We start from the raw sequence: 22,414 nt of genomic DNA, 5'->3' as shown, positions 1-22,414 counted from the left end.
TGGCACAATTAAACCGAACTATACAAAGTTTTGTATGGGTAAAGGGAAAAGGTTAAAGGGTAAAGGTTTTTCCCTTTTACCCTTAACCTTTACCCTTCTTAATTTAGTTGTGTTTTTGAGCACCTACTTACTTAAATGTTTGGTAATCTCTGCTTCTAAGAGTGTTTTCAACTCGTGTGGTGTCAGTAGTTAAAGCTAGTTATCCAAGCGATTTTCTTCATCTTGAGAATTGATATCAGGCATGATTATATCACCCCACTCTTCATCGTATTCATGGGCTAAAAGCTGTCGGTTAGGTAATACTTGATGCCGATGATAATTCCCTTTTCTGTACGTTGTCCTAAAGTGAAGTGGGGGTCTTTCCAACCGTGTGGAATTGATATTGTTGGTTGCATTATTCTGTCTCCTGATTAAACTTGACCTCAACGATTTCTTACACCTCTGCATCCGCATCTGTAGCAGGTAGGAGAATCTTGTCTTGACAGTCACCTACTTGAAGTAAGAGGTTACTTGCTGCATTTTGTGTCATGATTGTGTTTATTCGAGATTAAACTTGTTGGCGATCGCAATTCTTTTGGTGTGCAATCGCCTTTTTCACTTTCGAGACTAAACCGCTACTGCTGCTCGAACTCCCAACGACGCGATCACTTGTTCTGCACTCAAAGCCACGCGATTGAGTCCGTACTGTCTCAATACTTTTCGGTTAAGGGGGAAAGGGGAAAGGGAAAGGGTTTGATATTTACCTTTACCCGCAAACCCATTAACCTTTACCCAGACCAAAAGAGAGATTGTTGGATTTATCCGAAAAGTATTGCGTACTGTCTGGCTCTAAGAGAATCTGTACAAGGTTGGTGGTTCACTCAAACGTCTTAAAGTCGCAGAAACATTTCTTTGGCAAGGTCAGCTAGATTTAGCGATGCCTGCGGCGGACTACGCCTACGCACTATTTGTTGATTTGAAAAAAAGCCTGCACAAAATTTTATCAGCTATCTTAAAAAGCACTTGCTCGGAAGTCAAGTGCTTTTTTTATAACTTTGTTTAAGCTTATTTTACTTAATTTGTCAAGCTGACTCTATACTAAATTAGATGAGCTTACCCTGCTACTTTTATTGCTTCGTCACAGTTTTCGTATCGATATTCTCACTTTCCAATCTCAACCGATTTAATTTACATTAGGCGTAATTTAGCTGAGAATAACCCTAGCCATACCTAAACTGACAGTTAAAACAGCAGATGGTAGACCATTAATGTCAGAATACTGAATCTAATGATGAGAAAATAAAGGTAAGCAATGCCTACCTCCAAACTTGCTGGGCTATTTACCCAAGACAGATAAACAGCAAATTTTATCAGTCAAAATTTATGACTTCCTACGTTCCCTCTCCAACTCGAAAGCGACCCACTCAAGCAATAGGAGCCAAAATTTTCCACTGGTGTAATATCATTAGTCTATTTATCATGCTCACCAGTGGACTACAAATTTACAACGCCAACCCTGTTTTTGGTGGACGCGCAGGTTTGCACATTCCTCCGATATTTACTTTAGGAGGTTGGCTTGCAGGAGGTAGACACTGGCATTTTGCAGCAATGTGGCTATTCTCGCTGAATCTGTTGTGGTATGGAATTTACATTTTAATTACCCGACGCTGGCGACATCGCTTTGTCGGTGCTAATGACTTGAAAGCATTACAAAAAACTCAAAATTCCCAACGTCTAATTTATGCTTGGCATCGGATTGCTTATACAGCAATTATTCCTATTTTGCTGCTGGCATTATTTACAGGGATAGGAATGTATAAACCTGCTCAATTTCCCTGGATTGTGGATTGCTTTGGCGATTGGCAAGCATTGCGAATTGTTCACTTTGCCTCAGTGCCGATGGTTATCTTATTTGTAGTAATTCACTATCAATTAGGGCGTAAGGCTGGTGGTACGGAATTAACAGAATCAATGTTTTAATAAACAATTTTTTTAAACAAAAAAAATGAATTTTTTTGATAAATTGAATGGAAATATCTTACAAAATCAAAGCTTACTATTTGTAGGACTCGATCCAAATCCAGAGATGATGCCTGGGCGTTATGAATCTGAAGAACTCATCGCTGGTTTGGAAAAGTGGTTACAATTCATTATTGCAGAAACTTCTGATTTCGTTTGTGCTTATAAACCGACACTTGGCTTTTACGAAGCTTTAGGTATTCCTGGTTTAGAACTGCTGTACAAAACTTTAGCAGCTATTCCAGCCCATATTCCAGTGATTTTAGATGCTAAACACAGTGACTTAAATACTAGTACCATCTTTGCCCAGACTGTGTTTACACAATGGCAAGTGGACGCAATCACTCTCAGTCCCTATACAGGACAAGATCATGTAGCACCTTTTTTGGTCTATCCTGATAAAGCGGTGTTTATTTTATGCTGTACTTCTAATCCAGGTGCACAAGCTCTACAGCAATATCCTACAAACGAATCACCCCTTTATTTACAGGTAGTAAAAGAATCCAAAACCTGGGGTACTCCAGAACAATTGGGTTTGGAAGTGGGAACTACAAATCCTGAAGTTTTAGCACTTATTCGAGCAGTTGCACCTGAACGAATTATTATGGCGCGTAGCATCTGGGCGGAGGGACAAAACCTGAAGCAAATTTTAGAAGCTGGCTTGAATAGTAATGGTGATGGTTTACTGATTCCTGTTCCTCAAGATATGTTGGCAAATACGCAATTATCAGAGGAAGTTCAGTCTCTACGTGCAGAAATTAATCAAATCAAAACTGAAATTATTTACGAAAATTCTACTTGTTCTGTGTGGTTTCCTGATGTTTGTTTTCTAAATCAGCACCCTCACCAAGATTTGATTTTACAACTTTATGATATTGACTGCATTATGTTTGGCAGCTTTGTCCAAGCATCAGGAGCGATATTTCCTTATTACATCGACTTACGCAAAATTATTTCCAACCCCCAAGTTTTTAATCAAGTTCTCACAGCTTATGAGGATATTTTGAAGAATCTGAATTTTGATAGATTAGCAGGTATTCCCTATGGTTCTTTACCTACTGCGACTGGTTTAGCTTTGCGCCTTCATTGTCCGATGATTTTCCCGCGTAAAGAGGTGAAGGCACACGGAACTCGGAGAGTAATTGAGGGTAACTTTCATGCTGGTGAAACAGTTGTAGTGGTTGACGATATTCTCATTAGCGGCAAAAGTGTCATGGAAGGGGCAGCAAAGTTGGAATCAGCTGGATTAAAGGTTAATGATATTGTGGTATTTATCGATCACGAACAGGGGGTGAAAGATAGGTTACAGCAAAATGGTTATCGTAGCTATGCGGTTTTAACTATTTCGGAAATTACTAATACTCTGTATCAGGCAGGGCGAATAAATGAGGAGCAATTTTCAGCTTTCGCTGAAAGTTAATCATTTAAATAATGTGAAGTGGAGAATCTGGAAATATTTTCTTGTCTACTTCCTGTTTAACAGATTTAATTACTCGGTTCAATCTAGTAAATAGAATAATTTTTGCTTTGAAATTAATTATGAATTTTCCCCTAAATCAACTACTTAGATGGTTAATTTTTACGTTGTTATTTCCTCTAGTATTCCTCAATGGTTGGCTAGCATTTTTGTTGGTGAAAAACTTTCAACCTGTTGTGACAATTGTTGTATTGGCTACTTTGCTTGCATTCGTTTTAAACTATCCTGTTTCGATTCTGCAACAGCGGAAAGTTAAACGCAGCTATGCAGTAGCATTAGTTTTTATATTAGCATTGGTAATTGTTGTGGCTCTGGGTATCACTTTAGTACCCATTGTTTTAGAGCAATTTAATGAAATGGTTAAAGTCTTTCCTCGATGGATTGATTCTAGCGAAGAAAAACTTCAGATTGTAAATGATTGGTTGTTTAAACATAAAATAAATGTGAATCTAAGTCAGCTATTAGCACAAGTTACTGACCAATTACCTAATGAATTAGAATTTGTTTCAGATAAACTTTTAAGTATTATTATAGATACAATTGATAGTATTTCTGAGGCATTAATCACAGTAGTGCTAACTTTTTACTTGTTGTTAGATGGCCCAAGAATTTGGGAGGCGATATTTAAGAAGTTACCTGGAGATGTTGCCCAGCAGATAAGCCAGTCTATTCAGCAAAACTTCCAAAATTACTTAATTGGTCAGGGAACTTTGGCTTTGCTGATGGGTGTTTCAATAACATTATTGTTTTTAGCTTTTCAAGTCCAGTTTGGTTTACTCTTTGGTTTGGGAGTTGGACTTTTGAGCTTAATTCCTTTTGGTGATGTCGTCAGTCTGGTTTTAATAACTTTAATAATAGCGTCACATGACTTTTGGCTAGCAGCTAAGGTTTTTGCGGTAGCTGTTGTTATCGATCAGTTAATCGATCAGGCGATCGCACCACGTCTTTTGGGTAAGTTTACTGGTATTAGACCAATATGGGTATTAATTGCTTTGCTTGTAGGAACCAATGTTGGCGGAGTCTTGGGTTTACTAGTTGCGGTACCTGTAGCTGGTTTTATCAAAGATGTAGCAGATGGTTTTTCTAAATCTGTTAATTCTGATAACCTGGGTGAGGGTGAAGCAGCATCAGAATTGTTGGTAGAAAAATCAATATCGCATGAGTTGTAGATAAAAATTGCCATCTCTACCGTTAACGAGAAGTTGCAACGGTATCATTTAGGTCGTAATTCACTCAAGTCAACCTTATTCCCAAACCTCGTAAATTGGCTAAGGAATTAATATGGACAAATTGCCCCTAAAACAGTTAGTCAAAAACATTTATCAGGAACTACTGCCTAGATTACAGATTGAAAGTGTCAATCCCTGCGATCCAATTAAGGTAAGCTATCTTCCACAACCTTGGCGGCTGCTTGGCAGAGGAAATTACGCCGCAGTAGTTTATCACCCCGATTCCCTTGATTATGTAGTTAAGATTTATGCCCCAGGACGGGCAGGTTTTGAAGAGGAAGTAGAAGTTTACCGTCGTCTAGGTTATCATCCAGCGTTTTCTGAATGTTTGTACGCCAAGGATGGATTTTTAGTCTTGAAACGGCTTTATGGAACAACCCTCTACGATTGTATGCACTTTGGTTTACTAATTCCCAAGCAGGTAATAAAGGACATTGATGAAGCTCTTGACTATGCGCGAAGTCGTGGACTCTACCCTCATGATGTCCACGGGCGTAATGTCATGATGTACCAAGGCAGAGGATTAGTCGTAGACATATCAGATTTCTTGGATCAAGAAGCTTGCTCAAAGTGGAATAACCTAAAAAAGGCTTACTACTGGTTATATCTGCCCGTGTTTTACCCACTGCGACTGCGCGTACCATACTTTGCCTTAGATCTCGTCCGCAAATGTTATCGCTTGGGAACTTCTGTTAAAAATTTTTGTTACCAACTACTCTTAAGATTAACTAATATTAAGTATTTAAAACGTTAAGAGCGATTGATTGACAGACAATTTTTGTGCTGTCCAATTCTGGCATTTTCGTTATCAATACTTCGTTGAGAAATTCAAGATACAGCAGACTGCAACTTCTCTACGAGAGGCTACGCCAAGCTTGCAGCTTCTGCAATTGTTCATCGTAAATATCGATTGTGATGGAAGCTACAGCCTTTGCTCCTAAATTCTACAAAAGTGTAGCATTACTAGTATTTTAGGTTTTATGACAAGCGATCGCTATCTTTATTGTTGCTTGTATAGACGCAAAGCGACTTGTCGTCAGACATCGCTTCCGAGTATTTTAAGTTTTTATAATAAGCAATAATTAGATAAAACTGATTAAAAGAATTTTAAGTAATTTCTCTAACTATTCTTTAAACTTAATAAACTACTAATCAGTTTAGGCAAGCCACTACAACAGGGATTTGAATGTTCAGATAATTCATTACGTTCTATCTGCTTTGCCATCTTCTCAGCACGTTGAATCGCTTGTTCAGTTAAGGATTTCAATGGTTTTGGATACAAGCACATTGATTTGTCGTAGTCGGGTATATGCTTTTCGAGCAAATTAACTAATCTATCACGAGTGATTTGTGCAAAATGGTCTTGAAAGTGAATTAGATACCAGAGTTCAAAACAAGGATTGGTAATTGCCAGATTAATCTTTTGGCTTATAGCTCGATTTATTGCACTTTGCCAATTTGGCAGACTTTTTTCAATATGCTCATCTCCGTCAAAAACAGCCCAGGCTTTATCTTCTTTACTCCACTGCTGATTATCCTTCCTCTGCTGTCGTTCTTCGATAAGTCTTTCAATAATGCTACGTGGATCAGTTCTGTTTTGATGAGGCAATACAATAATATCTAAAGTTGGCAAACGTAATTCATTGCGGATACTATTGAAATAAATTGGTTCTGTTTTACTTCCTTCACAAGCAATTAGTATTTTATGAGCAATATTTCTGCTAGGTGGGCGACGGTTTAACTTTCTTGGCACTGCTCATCACCCTGTAAAATCATTTCCTCTTCAGATGGGAGAAACGGAACAGCTCCAAAATGACCATCTAAATAAGCTTTGTCAATAGCCAAATCATTTCGCACATGGAAATCAGTTAAGGGATACAACTCAGTACTTTGATCAGAGCGCTTTTGTGTAAACCAAATTTGATCACGTCGTAACAAGTTGTTTCTTGGTAACGTGTTATCATGACTAGTTAAAATCAGTTGAGCGCTTCTTGGATTGGTTTTAGGATTTTGAAATATTTTGATAATACGTTTTAAAATATTTGGATGAATATTTGTGCCTAATTCATCAAAAATTATCAATCCTCCTGTTTTCCTAACTACTACTATCCGAAATGCTAAATTAAATAAGCGTTGCGTTCCAAGAGATTCTTCATCAAAAAGCCAAGCAACTGAACCACCGTCATCGGTGTTATGTACAGCAAATATATTGTAGTCATTTGGATCATCATATTTCTTTACCATATCGATTCTTGACAGTCCTGTATCGAATTTTTGTAAAATTGTCAAGACTTCTTCAATAATTTCATTTGAGATGGAATTCTCAGTACCTTGTAGTGATTTAATCAATGTAATATTATCGTACTTTGGATTTTCCCAATTAATTCCAATCCAGCGAATTTTTAACCAGCGGACGATAGACTCAATTACATCTACTTTTAGCTTTACTAATATGCTAAAAAATAATTCATTTTCTCTAATATTATCCTGGAGTTGATTATGGTAGCCAGCAAAATGCTCACCAGTCTTCCATATAAAATTTTTATTAATTTCATCCCATTGGCGATGAAATAAACGACGAGTACGCTTAGTCGTATTTAAAGCATAGTCTAAGCTTTCTGAAATTATATTATTTTCATTAATTACTAACGAATAAGTGTAAATATTATTATTAAATAAAGTTCTCAATTCAAATTTTGTAGGTTTTTGAGCAGAGATCATATCTAACCTGAAAGGATCTAGTTTTGCCGATTTAAATAATTTCTGGAATGTGACTGCTTCCTGAATTCCTTTAGACATCATAAGCAATAAATAATCCAGAGCTTGGATAACATTACTCTTACCTGATGCATTAGCTCCAAAAATTGCCAGAACAGGTAAAAGCTCAATGTCCCAACCTTCAACATGATATCCAGGTGTAATTTCATGATCTGACTTTACCCGTTTGCGTTTGCTGCTTTGGCTTGTCTGACGATCGCTTTGTTTTTGAGCAACCGCACTTAGGGTTACAGGTTCTTTAATTGAGCGGTAGTTTTCGACTGTAAAATCTACAAGCATAATTCAACGGGCACAAGGCAGTTTTTTGTGATTTATTCACGTAAATATTATCTTAAAGGTAGGCAAATCTCCACTTTTACCACAACACATCACATGAACTAGCAGCCAGTGTAAGCTATTACCAGCAAATTCTTACACTTTAATATACGCAGTAATCCAGAACTCACTACAAGATAATTAGATCGACAATAGTAATATAAAAAGTCTAACTAAAGCAGGTATGAGGCAATGGTGCGATTAAAACTGTGGCAGTGGGTAGTCTTAGCAATCCCGATCGCGTTTATCATCATTTTCTTACTGGTGTCTGCCGGTTCACAAATTCATGCGTGGGGCATTAATTGGATTTGGGGTATATTCACCGTTTTATTTGTTGGTTGGCGTTGGCTGCTAGTCAAATGGACTCAACCAGCTGTTAATCAAGTAGAAGCTGTATTAACTCAAGTCCGTGAAGAACTGGAATCGACGGCAGAGGATACAGTAGCGCGGCCAGTGGGAAGTGACACCACAAAGCTTGCAGAAACCGCCCTTCAAGAAATTCTTCAAGCAGCGCAAAGCGATCGCCCGATTTGGGAAGACTGGCAAACTTTTTGGACGCGATGTCAGGATTTAGTCGTAGCGATCGCTCGTATCTACAATCCTCAGATTCAATATCCGCTGCTAAATATTTACGTTCCCCAAGCTTACGGGCTGATTCGGGGAACAGTGGATGATATGGATCAGTGGATGCAAAAGTTATCCCCGATCCTCAATCAGGTAACGGTTGGACAAGCATACCAAGGATATGAGGTCTACCGGAAGTTGGAACCATCGGCTCGGAAATTCTGGAAAGTTTGGAACTGGGCACAGTGGATCTTAAATCCGGTGGCGGCGGTGGCAAAACAAGCCAGTCAGGGTTCTAGTAACCAAGCAACTCAGCAATTATTGGGGAATTTGAGCCAGTTATTTCGGGAAGCTGCCCTGAGAAATTTATGCCTACAAGCGATCGCACTTTACGGACGTAGCACATTACCAGTTCCAGCAACCGTAGTTTCCACACCAACTTTACCCAAGGCAAAAACCCAAACACTCCGAGAAATCCTGACTCAAGCTCAACCAGCCGAGGCGGTTGAGGAAAAACCCGTGAATATTCTGCTGGTGGGGCGCACGGGATCGGGAAAAAGTAGCCTGATTAATACGCTATTTCAGGGGGATCTCGCAGCAGTTGACGTTTTACCCAGTACCGATCACATTCAGAATTATCAATGGCAAACTGAAAGTGGCGAAACTCTGACGCTTTTGGATACACCTGGTTACGAACAAGTCAACCGTGCCGAACTCCAAAACTTAGTGCTTGATTATGCCATCAATTCAGATTTGCTGCTGTTAGCTACTCCTGCCCTCGATCCTGCCTTGCAAATGGATGTGGACTTTTTGCAAGCTATTAAAGCAGAAATTGCAGATTTACCTGCGATCGCTATTGTCACCCAGGTAGATCGTCTCCGTCCCATCCGCGAATGGCAACCGCCTTATGATTGGGAATGGGGCGATCGCCCCAAAGAAATTGCCATTAGAGAAGCCACTGAATATCGCGCCAAACTGCTAGAAAACTTCTGTAATCTAGTTTTACCCGTGGTTACAGGTGACAGCAAAACAAATCGAGTTGCCTGGGGAGTAGAAGCGCTATCGTTGGGATTAGTGGATGCGATCGCACCTACCAAGCAACTCCGTCTCGCCCGCTTTTTGCGTAACCTAGAAACTCGCATCGTCGCCGCCGCCAAAATCATCGACCACTACACCTTCCAAATGACGACAACACAAGGATTAACGGCATTGCTCAAAAGTCCCGTCCTTCAGTTTGTTTCTACATTCTCAACCGGATCTCCAGCTCTTGCGTATATGTTGGCGGAGCAAATTCCCGTGGAACAGTTGCCAATTGTGATTGGTAAACTGCAAATGGGATATGAGCTTTTCTCACTCTTGAACCCCAAGTCGCTCAACTTTGAATTGCTATCCCTTTGGCCGCTACTGCTGGAAAACACCGCTTCACCCGATCGCAACGCCTGGGCATTTGGTCACGCTCTAGTAGAGTACTGGACTCAAAATTTGACGGTTGAACAACTCCGGGAGCGATTTGAGTATTATTTAGCGATCGCCAAATAATTTGTCTGCGATGGCGATGTCTACGAAGGATGGTGACGCATCTTCGATTCTCTTGCCAATACTACGTTTAAATAACGAGTTTAAGCGGTTACGTAACCACCATAGATGAAACACCAAAAGTTGCATGAATAAATAAAGTAAATTACGAATATTTACTTAGTAATTTTGAATAATTTCATCCTATATAAGGAAAAGTAAAAATGCGATAACAGATTGTAATCTCAAGATCGAGGTTAAGATGACGATTAAAAGTAGGTGTCTACGCAATACGGTTCGGTTAAAGGGTAAAGGGGAAAGGGGAAAGGTTTTGAATACATCCTTTCCCCTTTACCCGCAAACCCATTCCCCAGATCATAAGGAAAGTGAAAAATGCTTATCCGAACTGTATTGGGTGTCTACGGAACCTACCCGCTTTACCTAAGTTTTTATACAGATATATTTTTGTTCGGAGTTTTTATGAAAAATATATTACAAACCTCCATCTCTCAAGAACAGAATTCAGATCAAAGCCATAACATTTCCTCTTACAACAGGCTGCTTTCGGTAGTGAAGGATTTAGCTTGTGTGCGGACTATTGAAGAAATTATTGAGATTGTGCGTTTGGCTGCTCGCGATCTCACAAATGCTGATGGAGTAACTTTTGTATTGCGGGATGGTGAATGTTGCCACTATGTCGATGAAAACGCCATTGGGCCACTTTGGAAAGGTATGCGTTTTCCGCTCAAGTCTTGCATCTCCGGTTGGGCAATGCTCAATAAAAAAGCAGCCATAATTGAGGACATTTATCAAGATGCACGGATTCCGATTGAGGCGTACAAGGTAACTTTTGTCAAAAGTTTAGTGATGGTTCCTATAAGGGTTTCCGATCCACTGGGGGCGATTGGAGCCTACTGGAGTACACGCCACCTAGCCACGCCCGAAGAGATCGGAATGCTTGAGATTTTAACTGATACTACAGCAGTTGCGATCGCTAACGTGCAACTTTTCCAGAAACTAACGAACCAAAATGCCCTAAAAGACAAATTTATTGCCATGCTAGCTCATGAACTGAGGAATCCCGTTGCCCCCATCTCCAACGGCGTTCAGCTACTGAAGTTGAAGCTAGGACAGACTGGCGCAGTTGGGGAAACAGTTTTAATGATGCAAAACCAAATTAAGCACCTCTCGAAATTGATCGATGAGTTACTTGACGTATCGTCCATCACCTATGGGAAGATTTCATTAAATCTTGAGAAGATTAATCTGGTGGAATTGGTTCGCCAGAGTCTCAATGACCATGCACAAGCAATCAAAAAATGGAATCTTAATGTAGTAGAAGACCTGCCAAACAAGCCCGTGTGGGCTTATGTTGATTCCACTCGCTTCTTCCAAATCTTTGGGAACCTTCTTGATAACGCCTTAAAGTTTTCCCAGCCAGATGGGACAATCTGGGTGGATTTCTCAGTTATTCCAGGTGAGAATGGCTCAGGTAGTGTAGCGGTCTTATCAGTAAGAGATACAGGCATCGGGATAGACCCGACAATATTACCAGAACTTTTCGAGCCGTTTACCCAGGCTGATCGCAGTTTAGATCGTTCAAAGGGCGGGCTAGGTTTGGGACTTTCGGTAGTAAAAAGTCTTGTGGAACTTCATGGTGGTAATGTTGAAGCCTCAAGTAGAGGGATAAATTTGGGAGCAGAATTCAAAGTCACTCTCCCTATATGCGAAGAGATTACAACCTCGGACAACGAATTAGAAATTACAGAGGCGGCGAAAAAATCGTTGAAAATTTTAGTCATCGAAGATAACGAGGATTCAGCCGTATCATTACAAGCAGTACTTGAGTATTTTGGGCATGAAGTTTCCATTGCCGAGAATGGAATTTTAGGGGTAGAAACTGCAAAGAAGCTTGAGCCTCATGTAATTATTTGTGACATTGGGCTTCCCGAAATGGATGGATTCGCCGTTGCACAGGAACTGAGTAAAGACTCCAAATTTACTCGCTCAATTCTGATTGCACTGACCGGCTACGGTAGCCAGGAGGATCGGCAGCTTGCGCTGAAGTCTGGTTTCAAATGCCACTTGACCAAGCCTGTAGACTTTGAAATTCTGATAGCAGAAATTGATCGATACTTTGATGAAGTATTATCAAGTTGAGGAATTTTGCTACTTTTTTCATCCTTACTTCAATCCCCCCGTTTCTCTCAAGAATTACTTAGCACTCTTGAAGCCACAACCAGAAGATCGCGGTTTGCTGTACTAGCTGTCACGCGCAAATTACCCCACTTCCACTGCGATCGCATCGAGCCAACCCCCTTCAAAATGCACCACAAGCGCGTTAAGCTGAATTAGAGTGGCAATTTATTGCGCTTTTTAATATGCAAATCTCCGTTCTTGTCAAATTTTAATTTTTTCTGCTTGAGAAACCCGGAATGCTAGACCAAATTTTTGATTACCTCGACTTTCATTTCAGCCTTGAAGCCCTTATAGTTCTGGTGATATTGGTGCTTTTAGAGGCGCTGTTATCTGCCGACAATGCGATCGCTCTCGCTGCGATCGCAAAAGGGCTGGAAGACAAGGAACTGGAGCGTAAAGCCCTCAACTTTGGTTTAGTCGTTGCTTATGTGCTGCGAATCAGCCTGATTCTCACTGCCACTTGGGTACAACAATTCTGGCAATTTGAATTACTGGGCGCTGCTTATCTACTGTGGTTGGTATTCCAACACTTTACCTCGGAAGAAACCAAAGACGAACACCATCACGGGCCGCGGTTTAATTCGTTGTTGCAAGCAATACCCGTGATTGCATTTACAGATTTGGCATTTTCTTTGGATAGCGTGACAACTGCGATCGCAGTTTCTCAAGAAAAATGGCTAGTGTTAACGGGTGCAACAATTGGTATTATTACGCTGCGATTCATGGCGGGATTGTTTATCCGTTGGCTAGACGAATATGAAAACCTAGAAGACGCAGGCTATGTAACTGTAGCCTTGGTGGGCTTGCGCTTATTTTTGAAAGTGGTTAACGATAGTTTAGTTCCACCAGAATGGATCATGATTGCTGCCATCTTCCTGATTTTAGGCTGGGGATTTTCCAAGCGCGTTAGTACTGAATTACCCCAAGTAGAACCGGAAAAGAGCGAAGCCTCTAAGTAAGTGAGGAGTTAGGAGTGAGGAGTGAGAAATTTTTAACTCCTAACTCCTAACTTTTAACTCCTAACTCTCCATTACTCGTGTAACCAAGGCGTTAAGTGTGGTTGCCAACTGACCAATTCTTCATCCTTAAACCACAAGGCAATTTCCTGTTGCGCGGTTTCTGGAGCATCAGAACCGTGGATTAAGTTGCGACCAATATTTAGTCCAAAATCGCCGCGAATCGTTCCTGGCTCTGCTGTTAAGGGATTTGTCGCACCAATAATCTTTCTGGCAGATGCAATAACACCATCACCTTCCCATACCATCGCCACTACTGGACTAGAAGTGATAAATTCGACTAGACCACCAAAAAAGGGACGTTCTCGGTGAACACCATAGTGTTGTTCAGCCAATTCCCGACTGACTTTCAGTAACTTTAAACCAACTAGAGTAAAACCTTTGGTTTCAAAGCGGCGGATAATTTCCCCCACTAATGCCCGCTGGACTCCATCAGGCTTAATTGCTAAAAATGTACGCTCCATTGCTATCTCCCAAAGCTTAATAAAGTTTTTATCTAGTCAAGTGTCCTTTGTCCTTTGTCGTCCTCTGTCTTGAGTCCAAGGGTTTTGCACTAATGACTAATGACGAATGACTAACGACTCTTGACCAATCAGAGTTTATCTCAGAAATTATCTTTAGGTGCATATACGTTCCTAGATGAATGCGCTAAATTGTTAACTCGTGGGTGAAAAACAGAGGTTAGGAAGAAATGGGTGTTGAGTCAACAGCTACATCTGACGAGGTGGTACCAGTACCGTCCAATGGACAAAAAGAAGTGAAAAACCATAAGCACAAAAAACTGTTACCACCGAGTCCTACCACAGGAGATTTACCTCGCTCCTGGAAAATTGAGGATAGCGAAGCCTTGTACCGTATTGAAGGATGGGGACAACCTTATTTTTCCATTAGCGCTGCTGGTCACGTTACCGTGTCACCCAAGGGCGATCGCGGGGGATCTCTTGACTTGTTTGAATTGGTCAACGCCATGAAGCAGCGCAACTTGGGACTTCCCATGTTGATTCGCTTTTCCGATATTTTGGAAGACCGAATTGAGCGGTTGAATGCTTGTTTCGCCAAAGCGATCGCTCGCTATAATTACCCTGGTGTCTATCGTGGCGTGTTTCCCGTCAAATGCAATCAAGAACGGCATTTGATTGAGGATTTAGTGAAATTTGGCAAACCCCATCAATTTGGTTTAGAAGCCGGTTCCAAGCCAGAATTAATGATTGCTCTAGCTGTGTTGGATACACCAGGAGCATTGTTAGTTTGCAACGGTTACAAAGACCGAGAATACATCGAAACGGCGATGTTAGCCCAAAGACTAGGGCAAACACCAATTATCGTCTTAGAACAGATTGAAGAAGTTGATTTGGTGATAGATGCTAATCGCCAGTTAGGTATTAAACCGATATTAGGTGTTCGTGCTAAACTCAGTACCCAAGGCATGGGACGTTGGGGAACCTCTAGTGGCGATCGCGCTAAATTTGGTTTGACAATGCCTGAAGTAATCGAAGCTGTTGACAAGTTACGGGAAGCTAACCTGCTCGATTCTTTGCAGTTGATGCACTTCCACATCGGCTCACAAATCTCTGCCATCAATGTGATTAAAGATGCTATCCAAGAAGCCAGCCGCATTTATGTAGAATTGGCAATGCTGGGAGCAGATATGAAATATCTTGATGTTGGTGGCGGCTTGGGCGTAGATTACGATGGCTCCCAAACCAACTTTTATGCATCGAAAAATTACAACATGCAGAACTATGCCAACGACATCGTGGCAGAGTTAAAAGATACCTGTGCAGAGCGGCAGATTCCCGTACCAACACTGATTAGTGAAAGTGGACGAGCGATCGCTTCCCATCAGTCGGTGCTGATTTTTGATGTTCTCAGTACTAGTGATGTTCCTCTAGACAACCCAGAACCTCCACAAGAGGGAGAATCCCCGATTATTAATTATCTTTGGGAAACTTACCAATCCATTAACAAAGAGAATTATCAGGAGTTCTACCACGACGCTGCACAATTCAAAGAAGAAGCCATCAGCCGCTTCAACTTAGGAATTTTACGCCTCAGAGAACGAGCCAAGGCCGAACGCCTCTACTGGGCTTGTTGCCAAAAAATTCTTACCATCACTAGACAGCAAGAATACGTACCCGATGAACTGGAAGACCTAGAAAAAATTATGGCTTCCATCTACTACGTGAATATGTCAGTGTTCCAATCGGCACCAGATTGTTGGGCGATCGATCAACTATTCCCGATCATGCCAATCCACCGCTTGGATGAAGAACCAATCCGCCGAGGAATTTTAGCAGACCTCACCTGCGACAGTGATGGCAAAATCGACCGCTTTATTGACCTGCGCGATGTCAAGTCGGTTTTAGAACTACACACCCATAAGCCCGGAGAACCCTATTATTTGGGAATGTTCTTGAATGGAGCTTACCAGGAAATCATGGGCAATTTGCACAACCTGTTTGGCGACACCAACGCCGTTCACATCCAATTAACCCCCAAAGGCTACCAAATTGAACACGTTGTCAAAGGTGACACCATGAGCGAAGTAGTAAGCTACGTCCAGTATGACTCCGAAGATATGGTAGAAAATATTCGCCAGCGTTGCGAGAAAGCATTAGAAGAAAAGCGCATTACCCTAGCAGAATCTCAACGACTACTGCAAACCTACGAGCAGAGTCTTAGAAGATATACGTATCTAAATAGCTAGGATTGGGAATTAGGAATGGGGAAAGGGAAAGGGTTAAGGGGTAAAGTTAAATTTATCCCTTTCCCCTTTAACCTTTTCCCCTGTCCCTCATCCCCCCATACCCCATTCCCTAATTTATGTTTGTCCCCAACAATTCCTCTATGGCTTGTCGCTCAACAGGGGTATGTGATGGCGGTGTCTGACGGGCATCAGTAATCAGCCAGTCTAAAGCAGCAGCTTGAACATCGATCGCAGCGCCAGTTTTATCTACGCAATAACGTCCAAATACTAGCTTATCGACTAACCGGACTCCGGGGCCCAGGCGCGACCATTCAAAAATGACGCTGTTTTCTACTGTTGCACCACTACAAATCCAACAATTGGGGCCAATCATCGCTGGACCAACAATTTTAGCTCCGTCTTCGATTCTCGTCATACCACCAATGTAAACGGGGCCTGTGATATCTACTTTGTCCCAATTTACGGCAACATTTAAGCCAGTGTAGATACCGGGGGCGACTTCATGACCAGGAATTTGCACATTTTTGATTTCACCCAGTAGTACACCGCGAATCGCGCGCCAATAGTCTGGGACTTTACCAATATCTACCCATTCAAAGTCCATAGGAATGGCGTAAAAGGGGGCTTTGATTTCTACCAACTTGGGAAACAATTGGCTACCAATGTCATATTCGACATCAGAGGGAATATAGTTAAAAACCTCTGGTTCAAAGATGTAAATGCCTGTGTTGATGTTGGTGCTGAGGGCTTCTTCAGTTGAAGGTTTTTCTTGGAAAGCTTTGACACGACCCTCTTCGTCAGTCACAACCACACCATAGCTAGACACTTCTTCCTTGGGGACAGATTTTGTAATAATAGTAGCGATCGACCCTTTAGCTCTATGCCATTTAACAGCCGCAGTTAAATCCAAGTCAATTAAAGCATCACCGCACAAAACTACAAAGGTATCATCAAAAAACGGTGAGAAGTCTTGGATACGCCGCATCCCTCCAGCAGAACCTATCGCTTCGCCCACCAGTTTACCATCGTCATCAATTTTTCCTTCAAACGAATAGGCAATCTGCACCCCAAACCGCTGGCCATCACGGAAATAGTTTTCTATTTCCTCAGCCAAATGGCTAACATTAACTAAAATCTGGTCAAATCCATGATGGCGTAACAGTTCCAGCAAGAACTCCATCACTGGCTTTTGCAGGATGGGCATCATCGGCTTGGGCATAGTGTACGTAATCGGACGCACGCGAGTACCCTTGCCAGCTGCGAGAATCATCGCTTTCATAAAAATTTATTCCTCAACCACAAGCCAGTTTACTTTCATTGAGTGATACTTAATCATCAGTTTTTATTTCTACTCTAAGTCATCCCCCAGAATAGGGATAACAGGAATTTAGCGGTTATTACAACCATCGGTATACTTAGATGACAAGCGATCGCTTATCTTTTCAATTTACTCGGATTTTGGGGCTGAATCAAAAATCTATGACAATGTAGGAAGCAGCTATGCTGGAGCCAGGAGGAAAATCCTATAAATAAATTCCTATTTTTCTCACAAGGAAGCCTGAAATCTTGATGCTAAGGACTCACTTTGCTTCCTGCTTCACTTGGACTCCTTTCAACTCAGCACGGGCTAAACCTTAGCTTTCCGCTAACAGCACTCGGAACTCAGCACTCTTCATGGACTTAGTTCATCGGATTCTCAAAAGGTTTGCCGATATGAGCTGAATCTCTAATTAAGCGAATTTTAATTTCGTGATAAAAATCCTCTTGAAATAGCTCTACTTTCGATTGAGCCGAGAGTAATAGTAGTGCCCAGAAAACGCTAACTAGGTTACTGTGTTCAGACTCGTGTCCAGACCCATTTTGCTTGACAAGCTTTGTCTTAGTCCACAATTCTACAAGTTGTTCTAAATTCACCCAATTGTGTTCTAAACTTAGCTCTCTTGCCGACAATTTCAACACCTGCTCCAGTTCTCCAGCGACTTCTGTCAAATTTTCCTGGTGAGCTAACTCCAGCGCCTCCCGCATACTTTGGACGCTAGGTTGACGCCTGGGACGGATAGGTTTGCTGACTTTTTCTACCAGTTTCAGTTGGTTAGCCATAATCTGCAATTGCTCGATTAACTCTTGCAGACTCACCCGGCGCTTTGGTGGCGGCATTGCCGCTGGACGACGGCGCAATTGCCGTTCTAATGGTAGACGATGACCCTGATGTAATACACCGTCTTCACCTTCCAAAAGGGCATCATCTTCGATACCATCTTGTGCATCTCCGACTGTTGACAATTGCATCAAGGTATTGGCTTTAAATAATACCAACATTGATGCTGATAAAAATGCCTGTCCAGATTGAGACAAGTCCGCTTCATAGCCTCTTGTTATTGCCCCTGGTGCCATCAGTTCTAAATAGCGGTCAATCACCTCAATCACTTGGACATCCCAAGGATCAATTTCACCCTGCTCGGCTTGGTAAATCAAAAATGTGATTGTTTCTAACAGCTCGGAAGCTTCCATCAACAGGTTCTAAGTTAATTAATGAGAATCAAAAGACTGTAAATTTAACACTAAACGAATTGACTATTGGCAAAGCGTGTACTGTATACATTCGCTTGCGCTTCTTTGATTCAGAAATTGCCTGCTGGCAGTATCCTCTAAAATTTGTAATCGATCACCATTGTGAATTGTGAGATTGGATTATGCAACTTTTGATCTTAGGCATTGGGCGAAACAGTTCCGTTAGCGGAAGCGGGGCGTTTAGCCCGTTCCGAGTTCTGAGTTCCGAATAAATAAGTGAGATTCACAACTCAGCACTCCTGAAGGGCATTGGGCATGGAGAAGAGACAAGGTAGAAACTTGTTCAATAATTCCCCCCTGCTCCCCTGCTCCCCTGCTCCCCTGCTCCCCTGCTCCCCTGCTCCCCTGCCACCTTAATCAGGGGGCGAGTCATGGGCAATAGTAACAGTTGAGACAAAATCACTCGGCTTGCCGCTCTTAATCGCATCGAAAGTGCCCTTAATAGTACCAGCAATTGGAACAGCAACAAGTGTCCCTAACAAGCCAGCAATCTCAAATCCCATCAAAATAGCTACAAAAATCCAGATGGGATTGAGTCCGATAAAATTGCCTAGTAACCTGGGAGCTAACAAGTTATCTTTAAGCTGCTGCATGAGAATCGCCGCGATCGCAACTTGAACTGCTAACCACCAATTTTGCAGCAGTACTAAAATCGTCACCAGACCAATACCCAAAGATGCCCCGATAAAGGGAATGAGTTCTGAGATACCAATTAATATGGCAAACAACAGAGCAAAGGGCACCTTCATCACTAAGAAAATTGGTGTCAGGGTTAGCACCATGAACAGTCCTAGTAACAACTGGCTGAGGAAGAAGTTCTGGAAGTTTAGGCGCAAGGATGTGGTGAGGGGATCTCCAATGTTAGAAGGCAAAAGATTGATCAGACCATACCAGACGCGATCGCCATATAAAAGCATATAAAATGCAAGCACGATAACTAACACTACGCCAAGTAATCCTGACAGTAGTGTGCCAGCAAATCCCACTGCCCCAGAAGCTAGCTGTTGCACCACATTCTGAATGTTGGCATTGATTTGACTGCTGACAACCCTGAGATCGATTGGCAAACGTCGTTGCTTTGCCAACATCTCAAACTGCTCTAGGTTTGCTTGACTGGCGGTTAACCAATCAGGGATCTTATTTAACAGTTGGATTGTTTGGTCAATAATCAACGGTACTAGGGTGACGCCCAAAATCCCAAGCAGGGTTAATGTTGCCAGTAAAACTATGATCACCGCCTGAGTGCGGGTGATCTGAGCACGTTCAAAGAACTTAACCGGGTAATTTAGGAGAAAAGCCAGAATCGTCGCAATGCTCAATACAGTAATAGGATGCTGGAAATAACGAAAAAGTACAGACAGCAACCAGACATTAAGAGCGATAATCGGACCGCTCAGACCATAAATTAACAAGCGTTGAAGGGAGGCTGAACGGCGCATCTAACGCAACCTATTTTAGATATTCCTGGAGAGAATTTGTAAAATTCTTGATGGCACTGATTATCATCATAGATATTTTTGACAAAGATATATATAAGCGTATCTGATAGCAAGGAAACAAATCACAATGGACAAAACGGTAGCTGACCTTCGCAAAGACTACACCTTGGAAGGTTTAAGCGAACTCGAAGTAGAACTCAATCCTTTTATCCAATTTAAAAAATGGTTCGATCAGGCTTTAGCAGCACAACTCCCTGAACCCAATGCCATGACTATTGCCACAGCCACACCAGACGGTAAGCCCTCAGCCAGAATGGTGCTGCTCAAGGATTTTGATGAACGGGGCTTTGCCTTCTTCACAAACTACAACAGCCACAAAGCACAACAACTGGCAGAAAATCCCCAAGCGGCTTTAGTCTTTTGGTGGGCAGAACTAGAACGTCAAGTCCGAATTTCGGGGTATGTGGAGAAAGTTTCCGAAACTGAATCTGACCAGTATTTTGAAAGTCGCCCTGCCAAAAGCCGCTTGGGTGCATGGGTATCTAATCAAAGCGAGGTGATAGAAAGCCGAGAAGTTCTTGAGCGACGCGTGCAGGAATTCCAGAGCAAATATGAAAATCAGGAGATTCCTCGACCGCCTCATTGGGGAGGCTTACGAGTGATCCCTACAGAAATTGAGTTTTGGCAAGGACGCCCTAGCCGTCTGCACGATCGCTTACTCTATAGCCGTTTAGATAATAGCACTTGGAATATTGAGCGATTGTCACCCTGAAGAAGAGGCAGGGGGGCAGGGGAGCAGGGGAGCAGGGGAGACAAGGGGAAATTCTTGAACAAGTCTTTCCCTTGTCTCTTCTCAATGCCCAATACCCCGCATCACATTACCACTGCGCGATCGCATTTTGAATTGCTGCCCTTGCTTCTGATAACGATTGGGTACGGGCATCACCTTCATTCAGGCTGTTGGCGTTAATAAATTGAATGTCTGTAAGCCCAATAAAGCCGAAAATCGTCCGCAGGTAGGGTTCTTGGAAGTCGTAGGCAACGAAAGGAGATGTCGGGCTAAAGTCACCGCCACGAGCAGTAATGATAACCGCTTTTTTGCCCTCGACTAACCCTTTAAAACCTTGAGCTTCTATTGCAACAGTTCGATTAATACGAACAATTTGGTCGATGTAAGCCTTAAAAGTGGAAGGTATATTGAAGTTGTACATTGGCACTCCAAAGACGTAGCGATCGGCTGCCAAAAACTCATCAACCAGTTCGTTAGAAATCCTCAGTGCTTCAGTTAATTCTGGGGTATGGGTTTCTGGTGGTGAAAATGCCGCCGCAATCCAAGCTTCATTAACATGAGGAACTGGGTGACGCCCTATATCTCGATAGGCGATCGCATCTTCAGGATGCGCTGTTTTCCAAGCAGTGACAAATTCTTTGGATAGTTCTCTAGAGTGCGATCGTTCACCACGAGGGCTGGAATCAATATGTAGGATGTTTACCACCAAATATCTCCTGATTGGCTAGGATTTACTGCTTTTATTTTTTTGAGTTTCTATTTCAAAGTATTACATCAGATACTAAAAGTAACTAGTTACTAAAGTAAAGTAGTTACCATAAAGTAACTATCGGACAATTTTAGCTAACTTAACGATGTCTGTCTCTAAAAATTCTGATGCTTGCCCTGTTAGTATTTTGATGTCTTTACTATCAGGGCCCTGGACAATGTATATACTGTGGGTGTTGTGTAATAGTGGGCCTACTCGCTTTGGTGCATTGAAGCACCTAGTCGAGGGCATCTCAACCAAAGTTCTGACGGAAAGATTGAGAATGCTTGAGGCAGCAGAGATTATTTATCGCCAGTATGAACCAAGTATTCCACCCCAAGTAACTTACGGTCTCACAGAACGTGGTCAGGAACTTATTGAAATCCTTCATCAACTCAATGCACTTGCTGAACGTTGGTATGGTAGGGAACAACGGGAACATAGCAACACTAATGTTTAACTCGAAATTTTACAAGTCTTATCTCAAAGCTAAGTATTTTTAGGGTTGTTCAAAAATATTATGACTGTGGGCTTCAAGACAGTTCCATCCATACCGAAAGTTCTTCCATGTCAAACAGAGGAAGTTTTTGAATAGCAGCTTTTTCGAGGCTATTGTCTTGTGTACTTCCGCGCCATATTACGCAAATTACGAAATCCACGATCGCTCCCTCATTACGCAGCGCTTCGGTACTTTTTACAACCTGGCCACCTGTTGTAATCACGTCTTCAATAATACACAATTTTTTACCTTGGATATTAATTCCTTCTGCTATTTTCTCAGTACCATATTCTTTTTTTGTCTTCCGAACAAAGACAACTGGTAATTCAACTTCTAATGAAATTGCTGTTGCTAAAGGAACTCCCCCTAATTCTAGTCCTGCTAGAATTTCCGTTCCTGGTGGAATCTTTTTTACCATTTCTTTAGCTAACTGCTTCAGTAACAAAGGATTAGATTCAAACTGATATTTATCAAAGTAATGGTCAGATATCTGACCAGAACGTAACCGAAACTCGCCTTTCAAATAGGAAACACGAACAATTTCTTTCGCTAATTCGCTATGACTCATT

The 22,414-nt window shown here is 41.8% G+C and carries 20 protein-coding genes; 11 read left to right on the top strand and 9 right to left on the bottom strand.

Going from position 1 to position 22,414, the window contains the following annotated elements:
• Positions 1-1,362: 1,362 nt before the first annotated feature.
• The 4 genes from RMY16_RS02855 (at position 1,363) to RMY16_RS02840 (ending at position 5,458) form a co-directional block, all read left to right on the top strand.
• Positions 1,363-1,959, top strand: a complete 597-nt coding sequence (locus RMY16_RS02855) for a cytochrome b/b6 domain-containing protein (RefSeq protein WP_322735100.1) — start codon at positions 1,363-1,365, stop codon at positions 1,957-1,959.
• 25 nt (positions 1,960-1,984) lie between these two features.
• Positions 1,985-3,418, top strand: coding sequence for a bifunctional orotidine-5'-phosphate decarboxylase/orotate phosphoribosyltransferase (locus RMY16_RS02850; RefSeq protein ID WP_322735099.1), 1,434 nt, complete (start codon positions 1,985-1,987; stop codon positions 3,416-3,418).
• Positions 3,419-3,537: 119 nt separating this feature from the next.
• Positions 3,538-4,644, top strand: coding sequence for an AI-2E family transporter (locus RMY16_RS02845; RefSeq protein ID WP_322735098.1), 1,107 nt, complete (start codon positions 3,538-3,540; stop codon positions 4,642-4,644).
• A gap of 112 nt (positions 4,645-4,756) precedes the next feature.
• Complete coding sequence (locus RMY16_RS02840) at positions 4,757-5,458, top strand: serine/threonine protein kinase (RefSeq protein ID WP_322735097.1); 702 nt, start codon at positions 4,757-4,759, stop codon at positions 5,456-5,458.
• Positions 5,459-5,824: 366 nt separating this feature from the next.
• On the opposite strand, the gene RMY16_RS02835 is transcribed toward RMY16_RS02840, so the two are convergent.
• Together RMY16_RS02835 and RMY16_RS02830 are read right to left on the bottom strand one after the other, a co-directional pair.
• The gene (locus RMY16_RS02835; protein ID WP_322735096.1) at positions 5,825-6,457 is read right to left on the bottom strand and encodes an RloB family protein; all 633 of its coding nucleotides are present in this window, start codon (positions 6,455-6,457) and stop codon (positions 5,825-5,827) included.
• Positions 6,442-7,761 (bottom strand): ATP-binding protein, encoded by a 1,320-nt coding sequence (locus RMY16_RS02830; RefSeq protein ID WP_322735095.1) that lies wholly within the window; start codon positions 7,759-7,761, stop codon positions 6,442-6,444. The genes RMY16_RS02835 and RMY16_RS02830 overlap by 16 nt, the downstream gene beginning before the upstream one ends.
• 228 nt (positions 7,762-7,989) lie before the next feature.
• Between RMY16_RS02830 and RMY16_RS02825 the strand changes: the two genes are divergently transcribed.
• The gene (locus RMY16_RS02825) at positions 7,990-9,900 is read left to right on the top strand and encodes a GTPase family protein (RefSeq protein WP_322735094.1); all 1,911 of its coding nucleotides are present in this window, start codon (positions 7,990-7,992) and stop codon (positions 9,898-9,900) included.
• On the opposite strand, the gene RMY16_RS02820 is transcribed toward RMY16_RS02825, so the two are convergent.
• On the bottom strand, positions 9,883-10,026 hold the full coding sequence (locus RMY16_RS02820; RefSeq protein ID WP_322735093.1) for a hypothetical protein: 144 nt from the start codon (positions 10,024-10,026) through the stop codon (positions 9,883-9,885). The two genes, RMY16_RS02825 and RMY16_RS02820, sit on opposite strands and share 18 nt — an antisense overlap.
• A gap of 243 nt (positions 10,027-10,269) precedes the next feature.
• Between RMY16_RS02820 and RMY16_RS02815 the strand changes: the two genes are divergently transcribed.
• The 3 genes from RMY16_RS02815 to RMY16_RS02805 all read left to right on the top strand — a co-directional run bounded on the left by RMY16_RS02815 (position 10,270) and on the right by RMY16_RS02805 (position 13,034).
• On the top strand, positions 10,270-12,036 hold the full coding sequence (locus RMY16_RS02815) for an ATP-binding protein (protein ID WP_322735092.1): 1,767 nt from the start codon (positions 10,270-10,272) through the stop codon (positions 12,034-12,036).
• A gap of 6 nt (positions 12,037-12,042) precedes the next feature.
• Entirely contained in the window at positions 12,043-12,231 is a 189-nt protein-coding gene (locus RMY16_RS02810; RefSeq protein WP_322735091.1) for a hypothetical protein, read from the top strand.
• A gap of 80 nt (positions 12,232-12,311) precedes the next feature.
• Positions 12,312-13,034: a TerC family protein gene (locus RMY16_RS02805; RefSeq protein WP_322735090.1), complete on the top strand. Its 723-nt coding sequence runs from the start codon at positions 12,312-12,314 to the stop codon at positions 13,032-13,034.
• Positions 13,035-13,105: 71 nt separating this feature from the next.
• On the opposite strand, the gene ndk is transcribed toward RMY16_RS02805, so the two are convergent.
• Complete coding sequence (gene ndk / locus RMY16_RS02800; RefSeq protein WP_194044575.1) at positions 13,106-13,555, bottom strand: nucleoside-diphosphate kinase; 450 nt, start codon at positions 13,553-13,555, stop codon at positions 13,106-13,108.
• Positions 13,556-13,782: 227 nt separating this feature from the next.
• On the opposite strand from ndk, the gene speA reads away from it, so the two are divergent.
• The gene (gene speA / locus RMY16_RS02795; protein WP_322735089.1) at positions 13,783-15,798 is read left to right on the top strand and encodes a biosynthetic arginine decarboxylase; all 2,016 of its coding nucleotides are present in this window, start codon (positions 13,783-13,785) and stop codon (positions 15,796-15,798) included.
• A 109-nt stretch (positions 15,799-15,907) separates the two neighbouring features.
• On the opposite strand, the gene RMY16_RS02790 is transcribed toward speA, so the two are convergent.
• The 3 genes from RMY16_RS02790 to RMY16_RS02780 form a co-directional block, all read right to left on the bottom strand.
• A complete protein-coding gene (locus RMY16_RS02790; protein WP_322663174.1) occupies positions 15,908-17,077 on the bottom strand; it encodes an NDP-sugar synthase in 1,170 nt (389 codons plus the stop codon).
• A gap of 401 nt (positions 17,078-17,478) precedes the next feature.
• Positions 17,479-18,309, bottom strand: a complete 831-nt coding sequence (locus RMY16_RS02785; RefSeq protein WP_322663172.1) for a ScpA family protein — start codon at positions 18,307-18,309, stop codon at positions 17,479-17,481.
• A 413-nt stretch (positions 18,310-18,722) separates the two neighbouring features.
• Entirely contained in the window at positions 18,723-19,808 is a 1,086-nt protein-coding gene (locus tag RMY16_RS02780; protein WP_322735088.1) for an AI-2E family transporter, read from the bottom strand.
• A 127-nt stretch (positions 19,809-19,935) separates the two neighbouring features.
• Between RMY16_RS02780 and pdxH the strand changes: the two genes are divergently transcribed.
• Positions 19,936-20,580 carry a pyridoxamine 5'-phosphate oxidase gene (gene pdxH, locus RMY16_RS02775; RefSeq protein ID WP_322735087.1) on the top strand — a complete coding sequence of 215 codons (645 nt, stop codon included), beginning with the start codon at positions 19,936-19,938 and terminating at the stop codon, positions 20,578-20,580.
• Positions 20,581-20,686: 106 nt separating this feature from the next.
• Here the strand turns inward: pdxH and RMY16_RS02770 are convergent, their stop codons facing one another.
• Positions 20,687-21,304, bottom strand: coding sequence for an FMN-dependent NADH-azoreductase (locus tag RMY16_RS02770; protein WP_322663164.1), 618 nt, complete (start codon positions 21,302-21,304; stop codon positions 20,687-20,689).
• Positions 21,305-21,452: 148 nt separating this feature from the next.
• Between RMY16_RS02770 and RMY16_RS02765 the strand changes: the two genes are divergently transcribed.
• Positions 21,453-21,806 carry a helix-turn-helix domain-containing protein gene (locus RMY16_RS02765; protein ID WP_322663163.1) on the top strand — a complete coding sequence of 118 codons (354 nt, stop codon included), beginning with the start codon at positions 21,453-21,455 and terminating at the stop codon, positions 21,804-21,806.
• 73 nt (positions 21,807-21,879) lie between these two features.
• Here the strand turns inward: RMY16_RS02765 and pyrE are convergent, their stop codons facing one another.
• Complete coding sequence (gene pyrE / locus RMY16_RS02760; protein WP_322735086.1) at positions 21,880-22,413, bottom strand: orotate phosphoribosyltransferase; 534 nt, start codon at positions 22,411-22,413, stop codon at positions 21,880-21,882.
• Position 22,414: the final 1 nt, after the last annotated feature.

It is taken from the genome of Nostoc sp. DedQUE12b, from assembly GCF_034530835.1.
Classification (GTDB): Bacteria; Cyanobacteriota; Cyanobacteriia; order Cyanobacteriales; family Nostocaceae; genus Nostoc.
This window is presented reverse-complemented; position numbering and strand designations above follow the sequence as displayed.